The sequence below is a fragment of the Streptomyces sp. NPDC033966 genome (assembly GCF_055575955.1).
This window is the reverse complement of the sequence record NZ_JBVIRQ010000002.1, coordinates 170,242-183,475: the sequence shown is the minus strand read 5'-3', so window position 1 is coordinate 183,475 and position 13,234 is coordinate 170,242. Positions and strand designations below refer to the sequence as shown.

Sequence of the window (13,234 nt, the reverse complement as noted above, 5' to 3'; positions counted from 1 at the left end):
AACCCCCTCGGGGAGGCGGCACTGTGCATGCGCGCCGCCCCGCGGGCGGGTGGGCGCCCGCCCGCCGAGCCGTCGGCGCGCGCCTGCTCAGCCGGCCGCGGGGGCTCCGAACCACTTCGTGAGCGCGTCCGGCAGCTCCCGCGGGTCCTCACCGGCCCACACGACATGGCCGTCCGGACGCAACAGGACGGCGGGCACCTCCAGTTCGCCGCTGACGTCCACGACGTGGTCGACCCGGTCCGCCCAGCCCGCGGCCGAGAGCCGGCCGGTCTGGTCGAGCAGCAGCCCGCGGCCGCCGTGCGTCAGCTCGTAGAGGCGGCGGCCCCGCTCCAGCCGGACGTCCCGCAGCCGCCTGCCGAGCAGTTCGTGGCCCTCGCCGAGGTCGTAGCGGACCCCGATCGCCGTGATCTTCTCGATCAGGCGGCGGTTCACCTCCTCGAACTCCATGAGTTCCGCCAGCAGCCGGCGCACCGCCCGGGGACCCGGTTCGGTGGACATCAGCTCCATCTGCGCGCGGGTGTTGTCCAGTACTTCGGCCGCCACCGGGTGCCGCTCGGCGTGATAGGTGTCCAGCAGCCCTTCCGGTGCCCAGCCGGCCACCTCGGCGGCGAGCTTCCAGCCGAGGTTGAACGCGTCCTGGAGGCCCAGGTTGAGCCCCTGCCCGCCGGTCGGCGGATGGACGTGCGCGGCGTCGCCGGCCAGCAGCACCCGGCCGGTCCGGTACCGCTCGGCCAACCGTGTCGCGTCGCCGAAGCGGGAGATCCAGCGCGGCGAGTGCACACCGAAGTCGGTGCCGGCGTACGCCGTCAGCTGCCGCCTGAGCTCATCGAGGGTCGGCGGGACCGTACGGTCCTCGGCCACCCCCTCGGCGGGCACGACGATCCGGTACACCCCGTCCCCCTCGGGGATGGCGCCGAACCGCGTCTGGGTCCTGCGGACTTCGGCGACGACGGCGGCCAGCGTCTGCGGTGACGCGGTCAGCTCCACATCGGCGAGCAGCGTCTCGACCCTGCTGGACTCACCGGGGAAGCCGACGCCCAGCAGCCCGCGTACCGTGCTGCGGCCGCCGTCGCAGCCGACGAGGTAGCGCGAGCGCAGCCGCGTACCGTCCGCCAGTCCGACGGTCACCCCCTCCTCGTCCTGGCTCAGCCCGACGAGCTCGCGGCCGCGCCGGATCTCGACGCCGAGTTCGGTGGCGTACCCGGTGAGCAGGCGCTCCGTGACCGCCTGGGGGATGGAGAGCACGTACGAATGCGTGGTGTCGAGCCCGTCCGGCCACGACGTGCCGATCCCGGCGAAGAAGCCGCCCACCGTGAACTTCTCGCCGTGGGCCAGGAACGGCTCCACCAGACCGCGCTGGTCCATCAGCTCGATGCTGCGCGCGTGGAGGCCGCGTGCACGGGACTGCCGGGGCTGCTCCGCCTCCTTCTCCAGCACGAGCACGCGCACTCCGTGCAACCGCAGTTCGCGGGCCAGCATCAGGCCGGTCGGTCCGCAGCCCGCAATGATCACGTCAATCATGAAAAACACCCGTTCAACGAGATTTCTCCGCAGGTTCTGGATTTCGGCCGCCCATTCTGCGACGGGCCCGGGGCCTTGCCGCAAGCCCCCCGGTGCGCTATAAGTTGAGAGTGGCGAGGAGCGGGTGACTCCTTGCCTTTCTTTTTTTGTCTCCGCCCTGCCGGTGCAGTGGCGTTTCGCCAGGTGAACGCGTTAGCCCACACGGGTGAGTTCCCCCTTCGGGCCCTGTCCCCGTACGGCCGCGGGTCGTTACAACCGGACCGTGATCAAGAACGGCCCCCGCGGGCACGACGGTCACCGCCGCCCGCCGGCGTTCCCCGGGCAGCGACAGAGCGACAGAAAGAAAGACGGCTTTTCCATGAACAACCGCCTGCGGTACCTTGCCGCGACCCTGGCAACCGGAGTCACCCTGGCGCTCACCGCCGGTACTCCCGCCGGCGCGCGTCCCAGCGGGGTCGACAGCCAATGCGGGAAGTACATCTGCGTGATGACCGCCCACCACAACCGCTTCGTCCAGGACATCACCGTCCAGACCAAGGACGGCCTGCCGGGCACGCTGCGCTCCTACTGGGGCGGCTTCCACGGCCCGAGGGTCAACGCTGCCTCGCACCGGTGGGAGGTGGGTTACGAGCAGGCGGGCGCGAAGCTCGTCTGCGGCGGCCTGGAGCGCGACGGCCGCACCATCGAGGACGGCATCTGCGTCACCATCTGACCCCGGCCCAGCCGCCCCCGGAGCCGCCGGCGGGCCCCCAGGCCCCCGGCGGCGCCCCCGCGCCACGCCCCGAGTGGCGAACGGCGGCGAGGAGCGCCCCCTGAGGCGTGCCGCGCCCCACGGCGTTCCTTCCGTCCCGCCGCGGGCGGCTTGTTCGCGCTCTGGCCGCCGGCCGGTGCTGCCGTCACCGTCGACAGTGCAGACGTCGACCGAAGGGACGCCCCTTGGCAGCACCGGCAACACCGCTCCCCACCCCTCGCAAGCAGCTCATCACCGCGTGGCAGGGCCGCCTCCTGACCCGGTTCGCCGGAGTCGTGCAGCACCGGTTCGCCCGCCACCGCTTCCGTCCGGACGTGGCCTTGCGGAACGCGGCCATGCGCGCGGCGAGCCGCCGCGGCGTCGGCCGCGACGAGCTGGTACGGGCCACCAGGCTCAGTACGGCGACCGTCGCCAAGGCCCTGGCCCGGAAACCCACCACCGAATAGCCGCCCCGGCACCGGGGTCCGCGCCGTCACTGCGGGCCCCGGACGACAGCCGGGCCTAGCGGGCGGACTCGGGGGCGTCGTCCGGGAGGCGGCGACGGACCTGGTCCTCCTGGGCGAGGCGGCGCAGCAGTTCGAAGACCGGGGCGCAGATCGCGAAGACGATGACGGCCCGCTCCGCGAGGGCCACCGGCTCGTCGAGGCAGGACGCCCGCTCCAGGTCCAGCCGGGCCACCGACTCGGCCAGCCGCGCATAGGCGGCCAGCTCGCCCGGGGCGTACTGGGCGTCCAGCCGGCGCAACTCCTTGAGCGCCGCCGTCAGCCCCTTCACGTGCGGTGACGTGCCGGGCGCCCGCCAGTCCAGGGAGGCGAGCAGCTCCGCTACCTCCGCCCCGGCGGCCTCGTCGGCGTCGGTCTCCTCCTCGTCGCCCTCAGGGCCCTGGGAGGCCACCGGCACCGGGAGCGCGTAGCTGATCGCACCGAGGGCGCCCTCGGTGCTCTGGGCCTGGTCCACGGCCCCGAGCACGTCGCGGGTGGCGGCGATGGACAGGCCGCCGAGCGTGGTCAGGGCCTTGATCAGCCGCAGCCGCTCCGCGTGTTCCTCCCCGTACTCCGCCAGGGTCGCGGCCGTCGCGCGTCCGGCCGGGAGCAGGCCCTGCCGCCGGAAGTACTTGATGCTGGCGACCGGCACGCCGGTGAGGCGGCTGAGCTCCGAGATCTTCATACGGCTTCCCTGCTGGTCATGCGGTCCGGTCCGGTGTCCGGCAGCGGCGATTGGACACCACAACAAGATACTGCCAGTATCCAGTCACTGGATACCAGAAGTATCCAACTCAGGAATCGCAGCCGCACCGGAGAATCGATGCCTCACCCCACGCCACCCTCCGTGCTCCGCCGACCCACGCTGTGGATCGGTACGGGACTCATCGCCGCAGTGGTCTCGATGTTGTTCGCCCTGCTCTACGTGGGCGGCAACGTCAACCCCAGAGGGAACCTGCGCGACCTGCCGGTGGCCCTGGTCAACGCCGACGCGGGCGCGGACTCGGGCGGCCGCCGCGTCAACCTCGGCGAGCAGGTCGTCTCGGGCATCGAGAAGGCCGCCGAGGGCGACAAGAGCATCGACTGGCAGCTCGTCAGCCGCGAGGAGGCCGACAAGCGGCTGGGCAGCGGCAAGGTCTTCGGCGCCCTCGTCATCCCGCGGGAGTTCTCCGCCACGGTGACCGCGCTCGCCGCCCCGCAGCCCCCGGCCCAGGGCAAGCCCGCCCCGCCGACGATCACGGTGCTGACCAACCAGTCCGCCGGCAGCATCGGCTCCTCCATGTCCTCCCAGGCCGCCCAGAAGGCGGCCCACGCGGCCTCCGCCCAGATGGGCCAGGAGCTCCTCAAGCAGGCCGCGGCCCAGAAGGCCCCGCTGCCGACGGCCGCCCAGCTCAAGCTGGCCGACCCGGTGACGGTGACCGTCGCCGACGGCCACCCCGTCGGCTCCCGCAGCGCCATGGGCCTGAGCGCCTTCTACTACGCCCTGGTCCTGGTCGTCTGCGGCATGCTCGGCGCCAACCTGGTCAACTCCCAGGTCGACACCGCGCTCGGCTACCTGCACACCGACTACGGCCCGGTCCGCAAGCGCGAACCCGTCCAGCACACCAGCCGCGTCCGCACCCTGGCCGTCGGCATGGCGCTCATGCTCGGCATATCGGTGATCATGGGGACCCTGGTCGAGGTCGCCACCGTCGGCATCCTCGACATGGACGCCTCCCACCTGGGCCTGCTGTGGCTGTACTCGGTCGCCACCATCGCGGTCGTCGGCATCGGCGGTCTCGCCCTGTTCGCCGCATTCGGCACCCCCGGCATGCTGCTGGCCACCATCGTCTTCATCGCCATGGCCGTCCCCTCCTCCGGCGCCACCGTGCCCCTCCAGGCGCTGCCCGGCTTCTTCCGCGGCCTCGCCGAGTTCGAGCCGCTGCGCCAGATCACCGAGGGACTGCGCTCCCTGCTCTTCTACGGGGCCCAGGCCGACGCGGGCCTGACCCGGGCATGGACCGCGATGGGGATCGCCCTCGTCGCCGCGCTGCTCTTCGGCTTCGCCGTCACCCGCCTCTACGACCGCCGGGGCCTGCACCGCATCCCCCGGCCCGCCGCCGACGAGACCCCGGAGCCGCCCGCGGCCGCCGAGGCCCCGGCGCCCGCCACGGCCTGAGGCGTCCGGCCGGCCGCCGAAGGGGCCCTTCAGGGCAACGGGCGGCCGGCCACAGCCCGGATCCTTGGAAAGGCGGGTTCCGCGCGGTACCCCTGACAGGGCGTACGCGCGGAACCCGCCTTTCCGCATCCTCCGGGCCAGGCCGGGCCAGGCCGGGCCAGGCCCGGCCGGACCGGTCGGCGGGCACGGCCCGCGCGCCCCGACCGACGGCAGGAGCGCCCCATGACCACAGGCTGGACCCCCCGCCCGCCGGACGCCGGCCACCCGCAGGGCGAACACCTGCCGGAGCTCGACGTTCCGCCGCCCGGCCGGCAGCGGCGCTGGACGGTCCTGCTGCGGCTGCTCCTGCTGCTGCCGCAGCTGATCGTCACGGCCCTCCTCGGCATCGCCGCCTTCTTCGTGACCATCGCCGGCTGGTTCGCCGCCCTGGTCCAGGGCCGCCTGCCCGACGGCATCGCCCGCTTCCTCGGCGGGTTCCTGGCGTACGAGACCCGGGTCACGGCCAGCGCGATGCTGCTGGTGGACCGGTACCCGCCGTTCTCCTTCGAGGCGCCCGGCCATCCGGTCCGGATCGAGCTGCGCCCCGGCCCGCTGAACCGGGCCGCCGTCCTGTTCCGCCTCGTCCTGATGATCCCCGCGATGATCGTGACCGGTCTGCTGCAGTACGGCTGGGGCGCCGTCTGCTGGGTGTTCTGGCTGATCACCCTCGTGCTGGGGCGCATGCCCGCCCCCGTCTTCGGCGCTGTCGCGGCGGTCGCGCGCTACCGGATGCGCTACCAGGCGTACACGATGATGCTGACCTCCGCGTACCCCAAGCGCCTGTTCGGCGACGCGGGGGCCGCCGCCGCCCCGGAATCCGGGCCCCGCCCGGGATCCGGCACCCGCCCGCTGCTCCTCGGCACGCCGGCGAAGGCGCTGATCGTGCTCCTCCTCGTACTCGGGATCCTCGTCGCGTGCGCCTCCCCGACGGTCCAGGTCCAGGTCAGGGACGACGACCGGTTCGAGGGCAGGGGAACCGCAGCGATCCGGACAAGCTGAATGGCCTCCAGGTGAACGCGGGCCGCTCGACACCAGGTCAGCGGCGCGCGTTCCACCGGAGAAGCCTCTCCTCACCCCCCGTTCCCGACCGGACACGGAGCGCCGCACCCCGCCTGAGCTGCCCGAACGACCATTCGTTATCCGATATTCGAACGAGCTGTCCGTAAATCGGCCGCCGACATGCAGTGCACCTTCACATCCGACAGACTCGGCCGCATCGGAGCCCGACAACGAAAGTAATTGTCGTGCTCAACCTTCACATCGAAAGTGAGTCTTGTCGTGCGCTACCGCTTCGCTGCCGTCCCCGCCGCCGCCCTCCTCTGCCTGGCAGGCGCCACCGGCATGGCGGAGGCCAAGCCCACCAGCCTGTACGCCCCGTCCGCGATGGTCTTCTCCGTCTCCCAGGGGGACGACGCCTCCGCCACGGTCCTGCGTGCCGCCACCCTCAGCTGCATGCCGACCGCACAGGGCACCCACCCCGACCCCAAGGCCGCCTGTACGGCCCTGAACTCCACCGGCGGCACCTTCGACCGGCTGCTCGCCGCACCCGACACCAACCGCGCCTGCCCGATGCACTACGCGCCCGTCACCGTCACAGCGGAGGGCGTCTGGCAGGGCAGCCGCGTCGCCTGGAAGCACACCTTCTCCAACACCTGCGCCATGAACGCCACCCTCAACGGCAACGCCGTCTTCGCGTTCTGACGCCCGCTCCGCCAGGAGGCGCCCCGGACGGGACCCCCGTCACGGCCTCGGGCCTCCCTGGAGCACCGCCTCGATCTCACCCGCGACATCGCCCCGGCCGAGCCGCGCGCGGCCGAAGTCGGCCGTGCGCGGCAGGTGCAGGACCAGTTCGTACCCCACGTCCACCCGCACCCGCCCGGAGCGCAGCACGAAGTCGTACGCGTGCCCGCCGCGCGTACGGCAGCGGGAGAGGAAGTGCAGGTGGTATCCGCTGGCGGCCACCCCCAGCATGTGCGCCGGGCTGCGGAATCCGACCACGGTTCCCCGCAGGCCGGTGTGGGTGGCGATGACCTGTCCCGCGACCGCGTCGATCAGCCGGGGGTAGGGCCGGTGCTGCTCGGGCAGCATCCGGGTGACCACGTGGTCGAAGTGCCCGTCGACGCGGACGGCGTAGAAGTGGTTGGGGCTCGGCAGCCGGTCGTCGATCAGCGCGCGCAGCCCGGCGGCGTCGAGCGGCTCCCGCGTCCGCCAGTCGTGCTCGCCGTGGAAGTAGGTCACCGCGGCGAGCGGCGTACGCGTGGACGGGTCGGCCTCACCGGCCGACCCGTCGGCGCGCAGACGGTAGCAGCGGCCGTCGAGGACGATCATCTCGCCGTCGAGCCGGTCGAAGGTGCCGATGCCGAAGTCCCCGTGCCGGCGGAGCTCGGCGATGGTGGTCGTGCCCTCGTAGACGCCCTCCAGCATGGCCGTCATGGTCGAGGTCTGGAAGATCCTCCCCCTCGGCCGGGGCGCGCCCGGCGGGATTCCTTCCGGTTCGGTCATGTGCCCCCCTGGTTCCCGTGCGTACGCCGGACCCGCGTCGAGCACGGTAGGGAACCACCACCCCGGTCACAACGGCGCGCACGCGGTCGCGCGTGGCTCCGCGAGGGCGTGCGCGCCCCTGCGGGGAGGCCCCGCGCCCCCCACGGGTGGTGAACCGCGGCCTGGCGGGGTAGACGCGGCCCATGACCGGACAACCCTTGACAAAAGGAAGTACCTCCCGCGCCTGGTCGCGGCCGCTCCTCACCGGTCTGGACCGGCTGGAGCACTGGTCCGCGCCCGACCGTCTCGCGTCCGCCGTCCGCGGGGCCGTGCGCGCCGTGCCGCTGGGCCGGGCCCGCGACGTACTGCACGGCCTTCCGCTCGGGCACCCGCTGCATCCCCTGCTGGTCCAGCTGCCCATCGGAGCCTGGCTCTCGGCCGCCGTACTGGACTGCCTCCCCGGGCGGCGGCGCGAGCAGCAGGTGCTGATCGGAGTGGGCCTGGCCTCGGCCGCACCGGCGGCGGTCGCCGGGTGGACCGACTGGGCGGAACTGCCGCCCGAACAGGCCCGGGTCGGACTCGTCCACGCCGCGGCGAACCTCACCGCCGTGTCGCTCTACGCCGCCTCCCTCACCGCGCGCCTGCGCGGCCGGAGCACCCCGGGCAGGCTCCTCGGAGCCGCCGGCCTCGCCGCGGTCGGCGTCGGCGGCGCACTGGGCGGACACCTCTCGTACCGCCAGGCGGCCGGGGCCAACCACGCGGAGGCTGTCCCGCACATCGTGCCGGAGGGCTGGAGCCGGCTCGGTGCCGTCGCGGACTTCCCCGTGGGGCGGCCCGTGCGGGCCGAGCTGGCCGGAGTGGACGTACTGGTGGTGCGGCAGTCCGGGGGCGAGATCCACGGGCTGGCCGGCCGGTGCTCCCACATGGCCGGCCCCCTCTTCGACGGTGAGATCGCCGACGGCTGCGTCCGCTGCCCCTGGCACGGCAGCGTCTTCCGCCTGTCGGACGGCTGGAACGTCAGCGGCCCCGCGACCGCGCCCCAGCCGGTCTTCGAATGCCGCACGGTCGACGGCCGCGTCGAGGCCCGCCTGCTCCGTCCGCACGCCGGGAGCTGACCGCCGGCGGACCGAAGCTCTGATGTTGCTCAACCCGGGGTTGGGGCCGCCCCCGCGCAGGGCATCGTGCCGGCACCGAACGAAGCGGGAACGAAGAGGGAACGGAGAGCACGATGGAATCGGTGCTGACCATGGCGGTCGTCATCCTCGTGGTGGGCATCCAGGTGCTGTGGGGGCGCAAGCGGCCGCGGCGGCGCAAGTCCCTGTGGGGCGGCGGTGACTCCTGCGGCGGCGGCTCGTCCTGCGGGGGCGGGGGCGGGGGCGGGGGCGGGGGCGGGGGCGAATGACCCGGGGCGAAGCGGCCGGGGCCCGCGGCTCGCCCGTCCGGCCCGCACCCGCGCACGCGACCGGCCGGCGGGCCGTCAGCCCGCCGGCGGGTGCGAGGCCAGCCAGTGGCGCGCGATGCGTTCGCGGGTGGTGATCCACGCCCCGCCGCGCCGCGCGACGTGCCGCAGGAAGCCGTCGAGCGCGCGGATGCGCCCGGGCCGGCCGATGATCCGGCAGTGCAGGCCGACGCTCATCATCCGCGGCCGTTCGGCGCCCTCCGCGTGGAGGGCGTCGAAGGTGTCGACGAGGTAGCCGAGCATGTCGTCGGCGGTCGTGAAGCCGTGGACGATCAGGAACTTGAAGTCGTTCGCGTCCAGGCTGTACGGCACCACGAGGTGCGGGCGCCCGGCCGCCTCGACGTAGAAGGGCAGGTCGTCGGAGTAGTCGTCGGAGTCGTAGAGGAAACCTCCCTCCTCGGCGACGAGGCGCCGTGTGGCGGGACTCGTCCGCCCGGTGTACCAGCCGACCGGACGACGGCCGACGAGCCGCTCGATCGTCGCGGTACAGCGCGCGATCTCGGCGCGCTCGGTGTCCTCGGGCACGTCGCGGTAGTCGGTCCAGCGCCAGCCGTGGCCCGCCACCTCCCAGCCGGCGCCGCCCATCGCCCGCGCCGCGTCCGGATTGCGTGAGAGCGCCTGCCCCACGGCGTGGACGGTCAGCGGCGCGCCGTGCTGCGCGAGCGTGCGGTGGATGCGCCAGAACCCGGCCCGCGCCCCGTAGGCGAACATCGACTCGGCGTTCAGGTCGCGCCCGCCCACCACCGGCGGCGCGCCGACGATCTCGTGGAGGTACCCCTCCGACGCCGGGTCGCCCTCCAGGACGTTGCGCTCGCCGCCCTCCTCGTAGTTGAGCACGAGGCTGACGGCGACGCGCGCCCCGCCGGGCCAGGCGGCGTGCGGCGGCACGGCGCCGTAGCCCACGAGATCGCGCTGGTGCTCCGACACGCGCCGCACCCTACCGCCCCGCCCGGCGGCAGCGCCGGACCGCTCCGGGCCGTGTCCCCGGATCAGGGCGCGGGGGCGGGCCAGGGGACGTCGGTGGCCACGGCGGCGGTGTAGTCGATGCCAGGGACCGAGAACCCGTACAGGCGCCGGACCTCGTCGCGGAACCAGTCGAGGTCGGCGAGGCCCGCGATGGTGCCGGTCGTGGCGGCCTCCCAGCGCTCGGCGACGGCCGTCTGTACCTCGTCGGTGAGCTCCCAGGTGTCCAGCCGGACCCGGCCCTCGTCGTCCTGGGCGAGCGGGGCCGCGCCGGTCAGCTGGTCCCACAGGGCGGCGAGCTGACGGATCGGCGGGACCAGGTCCGCTCCGAGCACCCCGCGCAGCAGGCCGGTGTACAGGGCGATGCCGGGGATGGCGGTGGAGGACTGGGTGACGGCCGCGCCGTTGACGGAGGTCACGGCCCGCCCGCCCACCGTCTTGCCGAGGCGCTCGTCCAGGGTGCGGGCGGTGGCCTCCAGGTGCGCCTTGGCCGCGCCGATCGTGCCCTGCCGGTAGATCGCCGCCGTCAGCGGCGAACCGATGTAGGACAGCGCGGCGGTGGCGAAGCCCTCGGCGAGCAGGCCCCGTCCGGCGAGGTGGTCGATCCAGCGCTCCCAGTCCGCGCCGCCCATCACGGCGACGGTCTGCTCGACGTCGTCGCCCTCGGCCGGCCCGGTCTCGACCTCCCGGACCTCGGGAGCGCCCTGGTCGTCGAAGACGAGGGTCTTGGTGCGGTTCGCCCCGCCGATCGGCTTGAGGACGGATGCGTACGCGGCACCGGTGTCCGGGTCGGTGCGGCGGGGCGCGGCCACCGAGTACACCAGGTAGTCCAGCCGGCCGCCGAAGCGCCGCTCGAGCAGCTCGGCGACCTGGTCCTTCATCGCGTCCGAGAACGCGTCGCCGTTGAGGAAGACCAGGTCCCGTCCGGCCGCGCGGGCGATGTCGGCGGTGGCGGCGGTGCGGTACCAGCCGGCGGTGGCGGTACGCCGATGCGTGGGGGCCTTCTCGAAGGAGACCGCGATCCCGCGGATCCCTGCCCGCTTGAGCCCGGCCAGGGTGGCGGCGAGGCCGTATCCGGCGGAGGAGCCGATGACCAGCGCCACCGGGCCGTCGCCCTCCGGGGCGCCGGCGGGAGCGGGGCACGCCTGCCACATGTCCTCCACCAGCCGCCGGCAGCCCGCCGGGTGGGAGTCGAGGAAGAGGAAACCCCGGTTGCGGGGGGTCAGAACGCGCTCGGTCACGGTGGCAGTCCTTGGGTCGGCCCGGACAAGGACGCGGCGGCCGACCGGCCACCGCGTCCCGCAAGTCTGCGACAGCAGGGCTACGGAACGGAGTCGTGGAGGGGGACAACGATCACGAGTCGATCTTGGAGTGTTCCCACCACCGCCGCGCTCCTCGTCCGGCTCGTCCGGCCCGGGCGCTCCGCCCGTCGCCCCGCGCGGGCCATCCGGGCGGGGCCGCGCCCCCGTACGGCAGGGCAGCCGGGACCACGGCGCGCCGTCCCGGATGCTGACTGCCCCTGTACGGGCTGGTGGTGGCGGTGCCGGTGGGGGCGGCCGTACGGTTCCGCGACCGGGCCCCGGCCCTCGCCCGCCAGGACACCGTACAGTTCTGCCCGGCAACGCTCTTGGAAACGGGGTGGGTTGGCGGAACCGCTGAGCCCCGGTGATCCGCTCGACATCGGGGGTTACCGCCCGCCAGCGCGGCGCGGCTCGGGGAGGGCGGACCCCCGACGGCCGCACCGCTCCCGCCGCCGGCGTCGCCACCCGCGGCCCCCGCCACCCCCGCCGCCCCATCGGGCCGGGAGATCCCCCTAAGGGGTCCGCGCCGGGGCGAGCTGCGTGAGGATCAGCAGGGTGTCGACGAGGTCCTCGGCCGGGGCGCCGGTGGCGAGGCGGCGCAGCTGCCGGCCGAAGACCAGGGCCACTGCGGCGCCCGCCAGCCGCTCGGGATCCGGCACACCGAGCTGGCTCAGTACCCGCGCGGCCAGCAGGTCGTAGGCGGCGAAGCACTCGGCGGCCGAGGCGCGCAGCCGTTCGTCGCGGCCGGCCTGGACGTACAGCTCGAACGGTGCGATGTGCCGGCTGTCGAACGCGTTGCCGCCCGCGACCCGCGCCACCGCCTCCGCCGCCTGTCCGATGTCGAAGGGCTCGTCGGCGCACGTGTCGGCGCACGCGTCGGCGAGCTCCGTGAAGTGCCGGGTCTCCTCCGCCACGAAGTGCAGCAGGCTCTCGCGCAGCAGCTCGTGCTGGGTGGCGAAGTGGTAGGTGACGGAGCCCAGGGAGACCCCTGCCTCCCTGGCGATCCGGCGGTTGGTGACGGCGGCGGTCCCGTCCTGCCCGATGATCCGCAGCACGGCGTCGATGATGCTCTGGCGGGTTTCGGAAGCAGGGGGCATGTCGGCATTCTGCCCCATCGGCCGCATCCGGCCACTGCCCGTACCGGGCAAGGCGGTTGGGCCCGTCCGAGGTGTGGACAAGGCAGGGGGCGGTCCCTACTGTTCGTTCGAACGAACAGTCCGAGGGAACGCGGTACCGCAGTTCGGGAGTCGTCGTGGAGATGTCCGGATCGAACGTCCTGCTCACCGGAGCCACCGGAGGCATCGGAGCCGCCCTGGCGGCGCGCCTGACCGCCCAGGGGGCCCGCCTCACGGTCACCGGGCGCCGGGAGGGAGCCCTCAAGGACACCGCCGATGCCTGCGGCGCCCGTACCGTGGTCGCCGATCTCGCCGTACGCCCGGACGTGGTCCGGCTCGCGCGGACCTGCGCCGGGACGGACGTCCTCGTCGCGAACGCGGCCCTGCCCGCCAGCGGCGACCTGCTGGACTACACCGAGGAGCAGCTCGACCGCGCCCTCGACGTCAACCTGCGCGCGCCCGTCCTGCTGTCCCGGCTGCTCGCGGCGCGCATGGCGGAGCGCGGCCGCGGCCACATCGTGCTGGTCGGCTCCATCTCCGGGAAGGCGGCGACCAAGTCGGCCTCCCTGTACAACGCGACGAAGTTCGGGCTGCGCGGCTTCGCCCTCGCCCTGCGCCAGGAACTCAGGGGCACGGGGGTGGGGGTGTCGCTCGTACAGCCGGGCTTCGTCCGCGACGCGGGCATGTTCGCCGCGACGGGTGCCGCCCCGCCGAGCGGCATCAGGACCGTGACGCCCGGACAGGTCGCCGAGGGCGTCGTACGGGCCGTCCGCCGCGACCTCTGCGAGGTCAACGTGGCTCCGCTGGAGCTGCGGCTGCTCAGTGCCGTGGCCGGCCAGTTCCCCGGCTTCGCCGAGCGGATCCAGGCCCGGGCCGGTCTCGACCGCTCGGTGCGGCAGATCGTCGAGGCGCAGCGCTCGCACCGGTAGGCCGTCGCCCGCGGTGCTGATCCGTTTCGCCCCGC

Annotated in this window: 14 protein-coding genes; 8 read left to right on the top strand and 6 right to left on the bottom strand. The window is 73.8% G+C overall.

Annotated features, from left to right (window positions below; all coding sequences use genetic code 11):
- Nucleotides 1-87 precede the first annotated feature (87 nt).
- Nucleotides 88-1,521 carry a rifampin monooxygenase gene (gene rox / locus ACZ518_RS06415; protein ID WP_469111859.1) on the bottom strand — a complete coding sequence of 478 codons (1,434 nt, stop codon included), beginning with the start codon at nucleotides 1,519-1,521 and terminating at the stop codon, nucleotides 88-90.
- Between the two features lie 358 nt (nucleotides 1,522-1,879).
- On the opposite strand from rox, the gene ACZ518_RS06410 reads away from it, so the two are divergent.
- The gene (locus tag ACZ518_RS06410; RefSeq protein ID WP_469111858.1) at nucleotides 1,880-2,233 is read left to right on the top strand and encodes a hypothetical protein; all 354 of its coding nucleotides are present in this window, start codon (nucleotides 1,880-1,882) and stop codon (nucleotides 2,231-2,233) included.
- A 224-nt stretch (nucleotides 2,234-2,457) separates the two neighbouring features.
- Entirely contained in the window at nucleotides 2,458-2,718 is a 261-nt protein-coding gene (locus ACZ518_RS06405; protein WP_469111857.1) for a hypothetical protein, read from the top strand.
- 55 nt (nucleotides 2,719-2,773) lie between these two features.
- Here the strand turns inward: ACZ518_RS06405 and ACZ518_RS06400 are convergent, their stop codons facing one another.
- Complete coding sequence (locus ACZ518_RS06400; protein WP_469111856.1) at nucleotides 2,774-3,439, bottom strand: MerR family transcriptional regulator; 666 nt, start codon at nucleotides 3,437-3,439, stop codon at nucleotides 2,774-2,776.
- Nucleotides 3,440-3,577: 138 nt separating this feature from the next.
- Here ACZ518_RS06400 and ACZ518_RS06395 point away from each other — a divergent pair, with 138 nt between their 5' ends.
- The 3 genes from ACZ518_RS06395 (at nucleotide 3,578) to ACZ518_RS06385 (ending at nucleotide 6,652) form a co-directional block, all read left to right on the top strand.
- Nucleotides 3,578-4,912: a YhgE/Pip domain-containing protein gene (locus ACZ518_RS06395; protein WP_469111855.1), complete on the top strand. Its 1,335-nt coding sequence runs from the start codon at nucleotides 3,578-3,580 to the stop codon at nucleotides 4,910-4,912.
- Nucleotides 4,913-5,134: 222 nt separating this feature from the next.
- On the top strand, nucleotides 5,135-5,950 hold the full coding sequence (locus ACZ518_RS06390; protein WP_469111854.1) for a DUF4389 domain-containing protein: 816 nt from the start codon (nucleotides 5,135-5,137) through the stop codon (nucleotides 5,948-5,950).
- Nucleotides 5,951-6,292: 342 nt separating this feature from the next.
- The gene (locus ACZ518_RS06385; protein ID WP_469112332.1) at nucleotides 6,293-6,652 is read left to right on the top strand and encodes a subtilase-type protease inhibitor; all 360 of its coding nucleotides are present in this window, start codon (nucleotides 6,293-6,295) and stop codon (nucleotides 6,650-6,652) included.
- A 39-nt stretch (nucleotides 6,653-6,691) separates the two neighbouring features.
- On the opposite strand, the gene budA is transcribed toward ACZ518_RS06385, so the two are convergent.
- On the bottom strand, nucleotides 6,692-7,453 hold the full coding sequence (budA, locus tag ACZ518_RS06380; protein WP_469111853.1) for an acetolactate decarboxylase: 762 nt from the start codon (nucleotides 7,451-7,453) through the stop codon (nucleotides 6,692-6,694).
- 182 nt (nucleotides 7,454-7,635) lie between these two features.
- Here budA and ACZ518_RS06375 point away from each other — a divergent pair, with 182 nt between their 5' ends.
- Together ACZ518_RS06375 and ACZ518_RS06370 are read left to right on the top strand one after the other, a co-directional pair.
- Nucleotides 7,636-8,547: a Rieske (2Fe-2S) protein gene (locus ACZ518_RS06375; RefSeq protein ID WP_469111852.1), complete on the top strand. Its 912-nt coding sequence runs from the start codon at nucleotides 7,636-7,638 to the stop codon at nucleotides 8,545-8,547.
- A 113-nt stretch (nucleotides 8,548-8,660) separates the two neighbouring features.
- Nucleotides 8,661-8,834, top strand: coding sequence for a hypothetical protein (locus ACZ518_RS06370; RefSeq protein ID WP_469111851.1), 174 nt, complete (start codon nucleotides 8,661-8,663; stop codon nucleotides 8,832-8,834).
- Between the two features lie 75 nt (nucleotides 8,835-8,909).
- Here ACZ518_RS06370 and puuE read toward each other — a convergent pair whose 3' ends face one another.
- The 3 genes from puuE to ACZ518_RS06355 form a co-directional block, all read right to left on the bottom strand.
- A complete protein-coding gene (gene puuE / locus ACZ518_RS06365; protein ID WP_469111850.1) occupies nucleotides 8,910-9,818 on the bottom strand; it encodes an allantoinase PuuE in 909 nt (302 codons plus the stop codon).
- Nucleotides 9,819-9,880: 62 nt separating this feature from the next.
- The gene (fabV, locus tag ACZ518_RS06360; protein ID WP_469111849.1) at nucleotides 9,881-11,095 is read right to left on the bottom strand and encodes an enoyl-[acyl-carrier-protein] reductase FabV; all 1,215 of its coding nucleotides are present in this window, start codon (nucleotides 11,093-11,095) and stop codon (nucleotides 9,881-9,883) included.
- 572 nt (nucleotides 11,096-11,667) lie between these two features.
- Entirely contained in the window at nucleotides 11,668-12,252 is a 585-nt protein-coding gene (locus tag ACZ518_RS06355; RefSeq protein ID WP_469111848.1) for a TetR/AcrR family transcriptional regulator, read from the bottom strand.
- 161 nt (nucleotides 12,253-12,413) lie between these two features.
- On the opposite strand from ACZ518_RS06355, the gene ACZ518_RS06350 reads away from it, so the two are divergent.
- Nucleotides 12,414-13,199 (top strand): SDR family NAD(P)-dependent oxidoreductase, encoded by a 786-nt coding sequence (locus ACZ518_RS06350; protein ID WP_469112331.1) that lies wholly within the window; start codon nucleotides 12,414-12,416, stop codon nucleotides 13,197-13,199.
- Nucleotides 13,200-13,234: the final 35 nt, after the last annotated feature.

What these genes read in the sequence shown, in the direction of transcription:
- ACZ518_RS06395 (WP_469111855.1), top strand. Translation starts at nt 3,578, where the DNA reads ATGCCTCACCCCACGCCACCCTCCGTGCTCCGCCGACCCACGCTGTGG.
- ACZ518_RS06375 (WP_469111852.1), top strand. Translation starts at nt 7,636, where the DNA reads ATGACCGGACAACCCTTGACAAAAGGAAGTACCTCCCGCGCCTGGTCG.
- ACZ518_RS06355 (WP_469111848.1), bottom strand. Translation starts at nt 12,252, where the DNA reads ATGCCCCCTGCTTCCGAAACCCGCCAGAGCATCATCGACGCCGTGCTG.
- ACZ518_RS06370 (WP_469111851.1), top strand. Translation starts at nt 8,661, where the DNA reads ATGGAATCGGTGCTGACCATGGCGGTCGTCATCCTCGTGGTGGGCATC.
- budA (WP_469111853.1), bottom strand. Translation starts at nt 7,453, where the DNA reads ATGACCGAACCGGAAGGAATCCCGCCGGGCGCGCCCCGGCCGAGGGGG.
- ACZ518_RS06385 (WP_469112332.1), top strand. Translation starts at nt 6,293, where the DNA reads ATGGCGGAGGCCAAGCCCACCAGCCTGTACGCCCCGTCCGCGATGGTC.
- ACZ518_RS06390 (WP_469111854.1), top strand. Translation starts at nt 5,135, where the DNA reads ATGACCACAGGCTGGACCCCCCGCCCGCCGGACGCCGGCCACCCGCAG.
- ACZ518_RS06400 (WP_469111856.1), bottom strand. Translation starts at nt 3,439, where the DNA reads ATGAAGATCTCGGAGCTCAGCCGCCTCACCGGCGTGCCGGTCGCCAGC.
- rox (WP_469111859.1), bottom strand. Translation starts at nt 1,521, where the DNA reads ATGATTGACGTGATCATTGCGGGCTGCGGACCGACCGGCCTGATGCTG.
- ACZ518_RS06410 (WP_469111858.1), top strand. Translation starts at nt 1,880, where the DNA reads ATGAACAACCGCCTGCGGTACCTTGCCGCGACCCTGGCAACCGGAGTC.
- ACZ518_RS06350 (WP_469112331.1), top strand. Translation starts at nt 12,414, where the DNA reads ATGTCCGGATCGAACGTCCTGCTCACCGGAGCCACCGGAGGCATCGGA.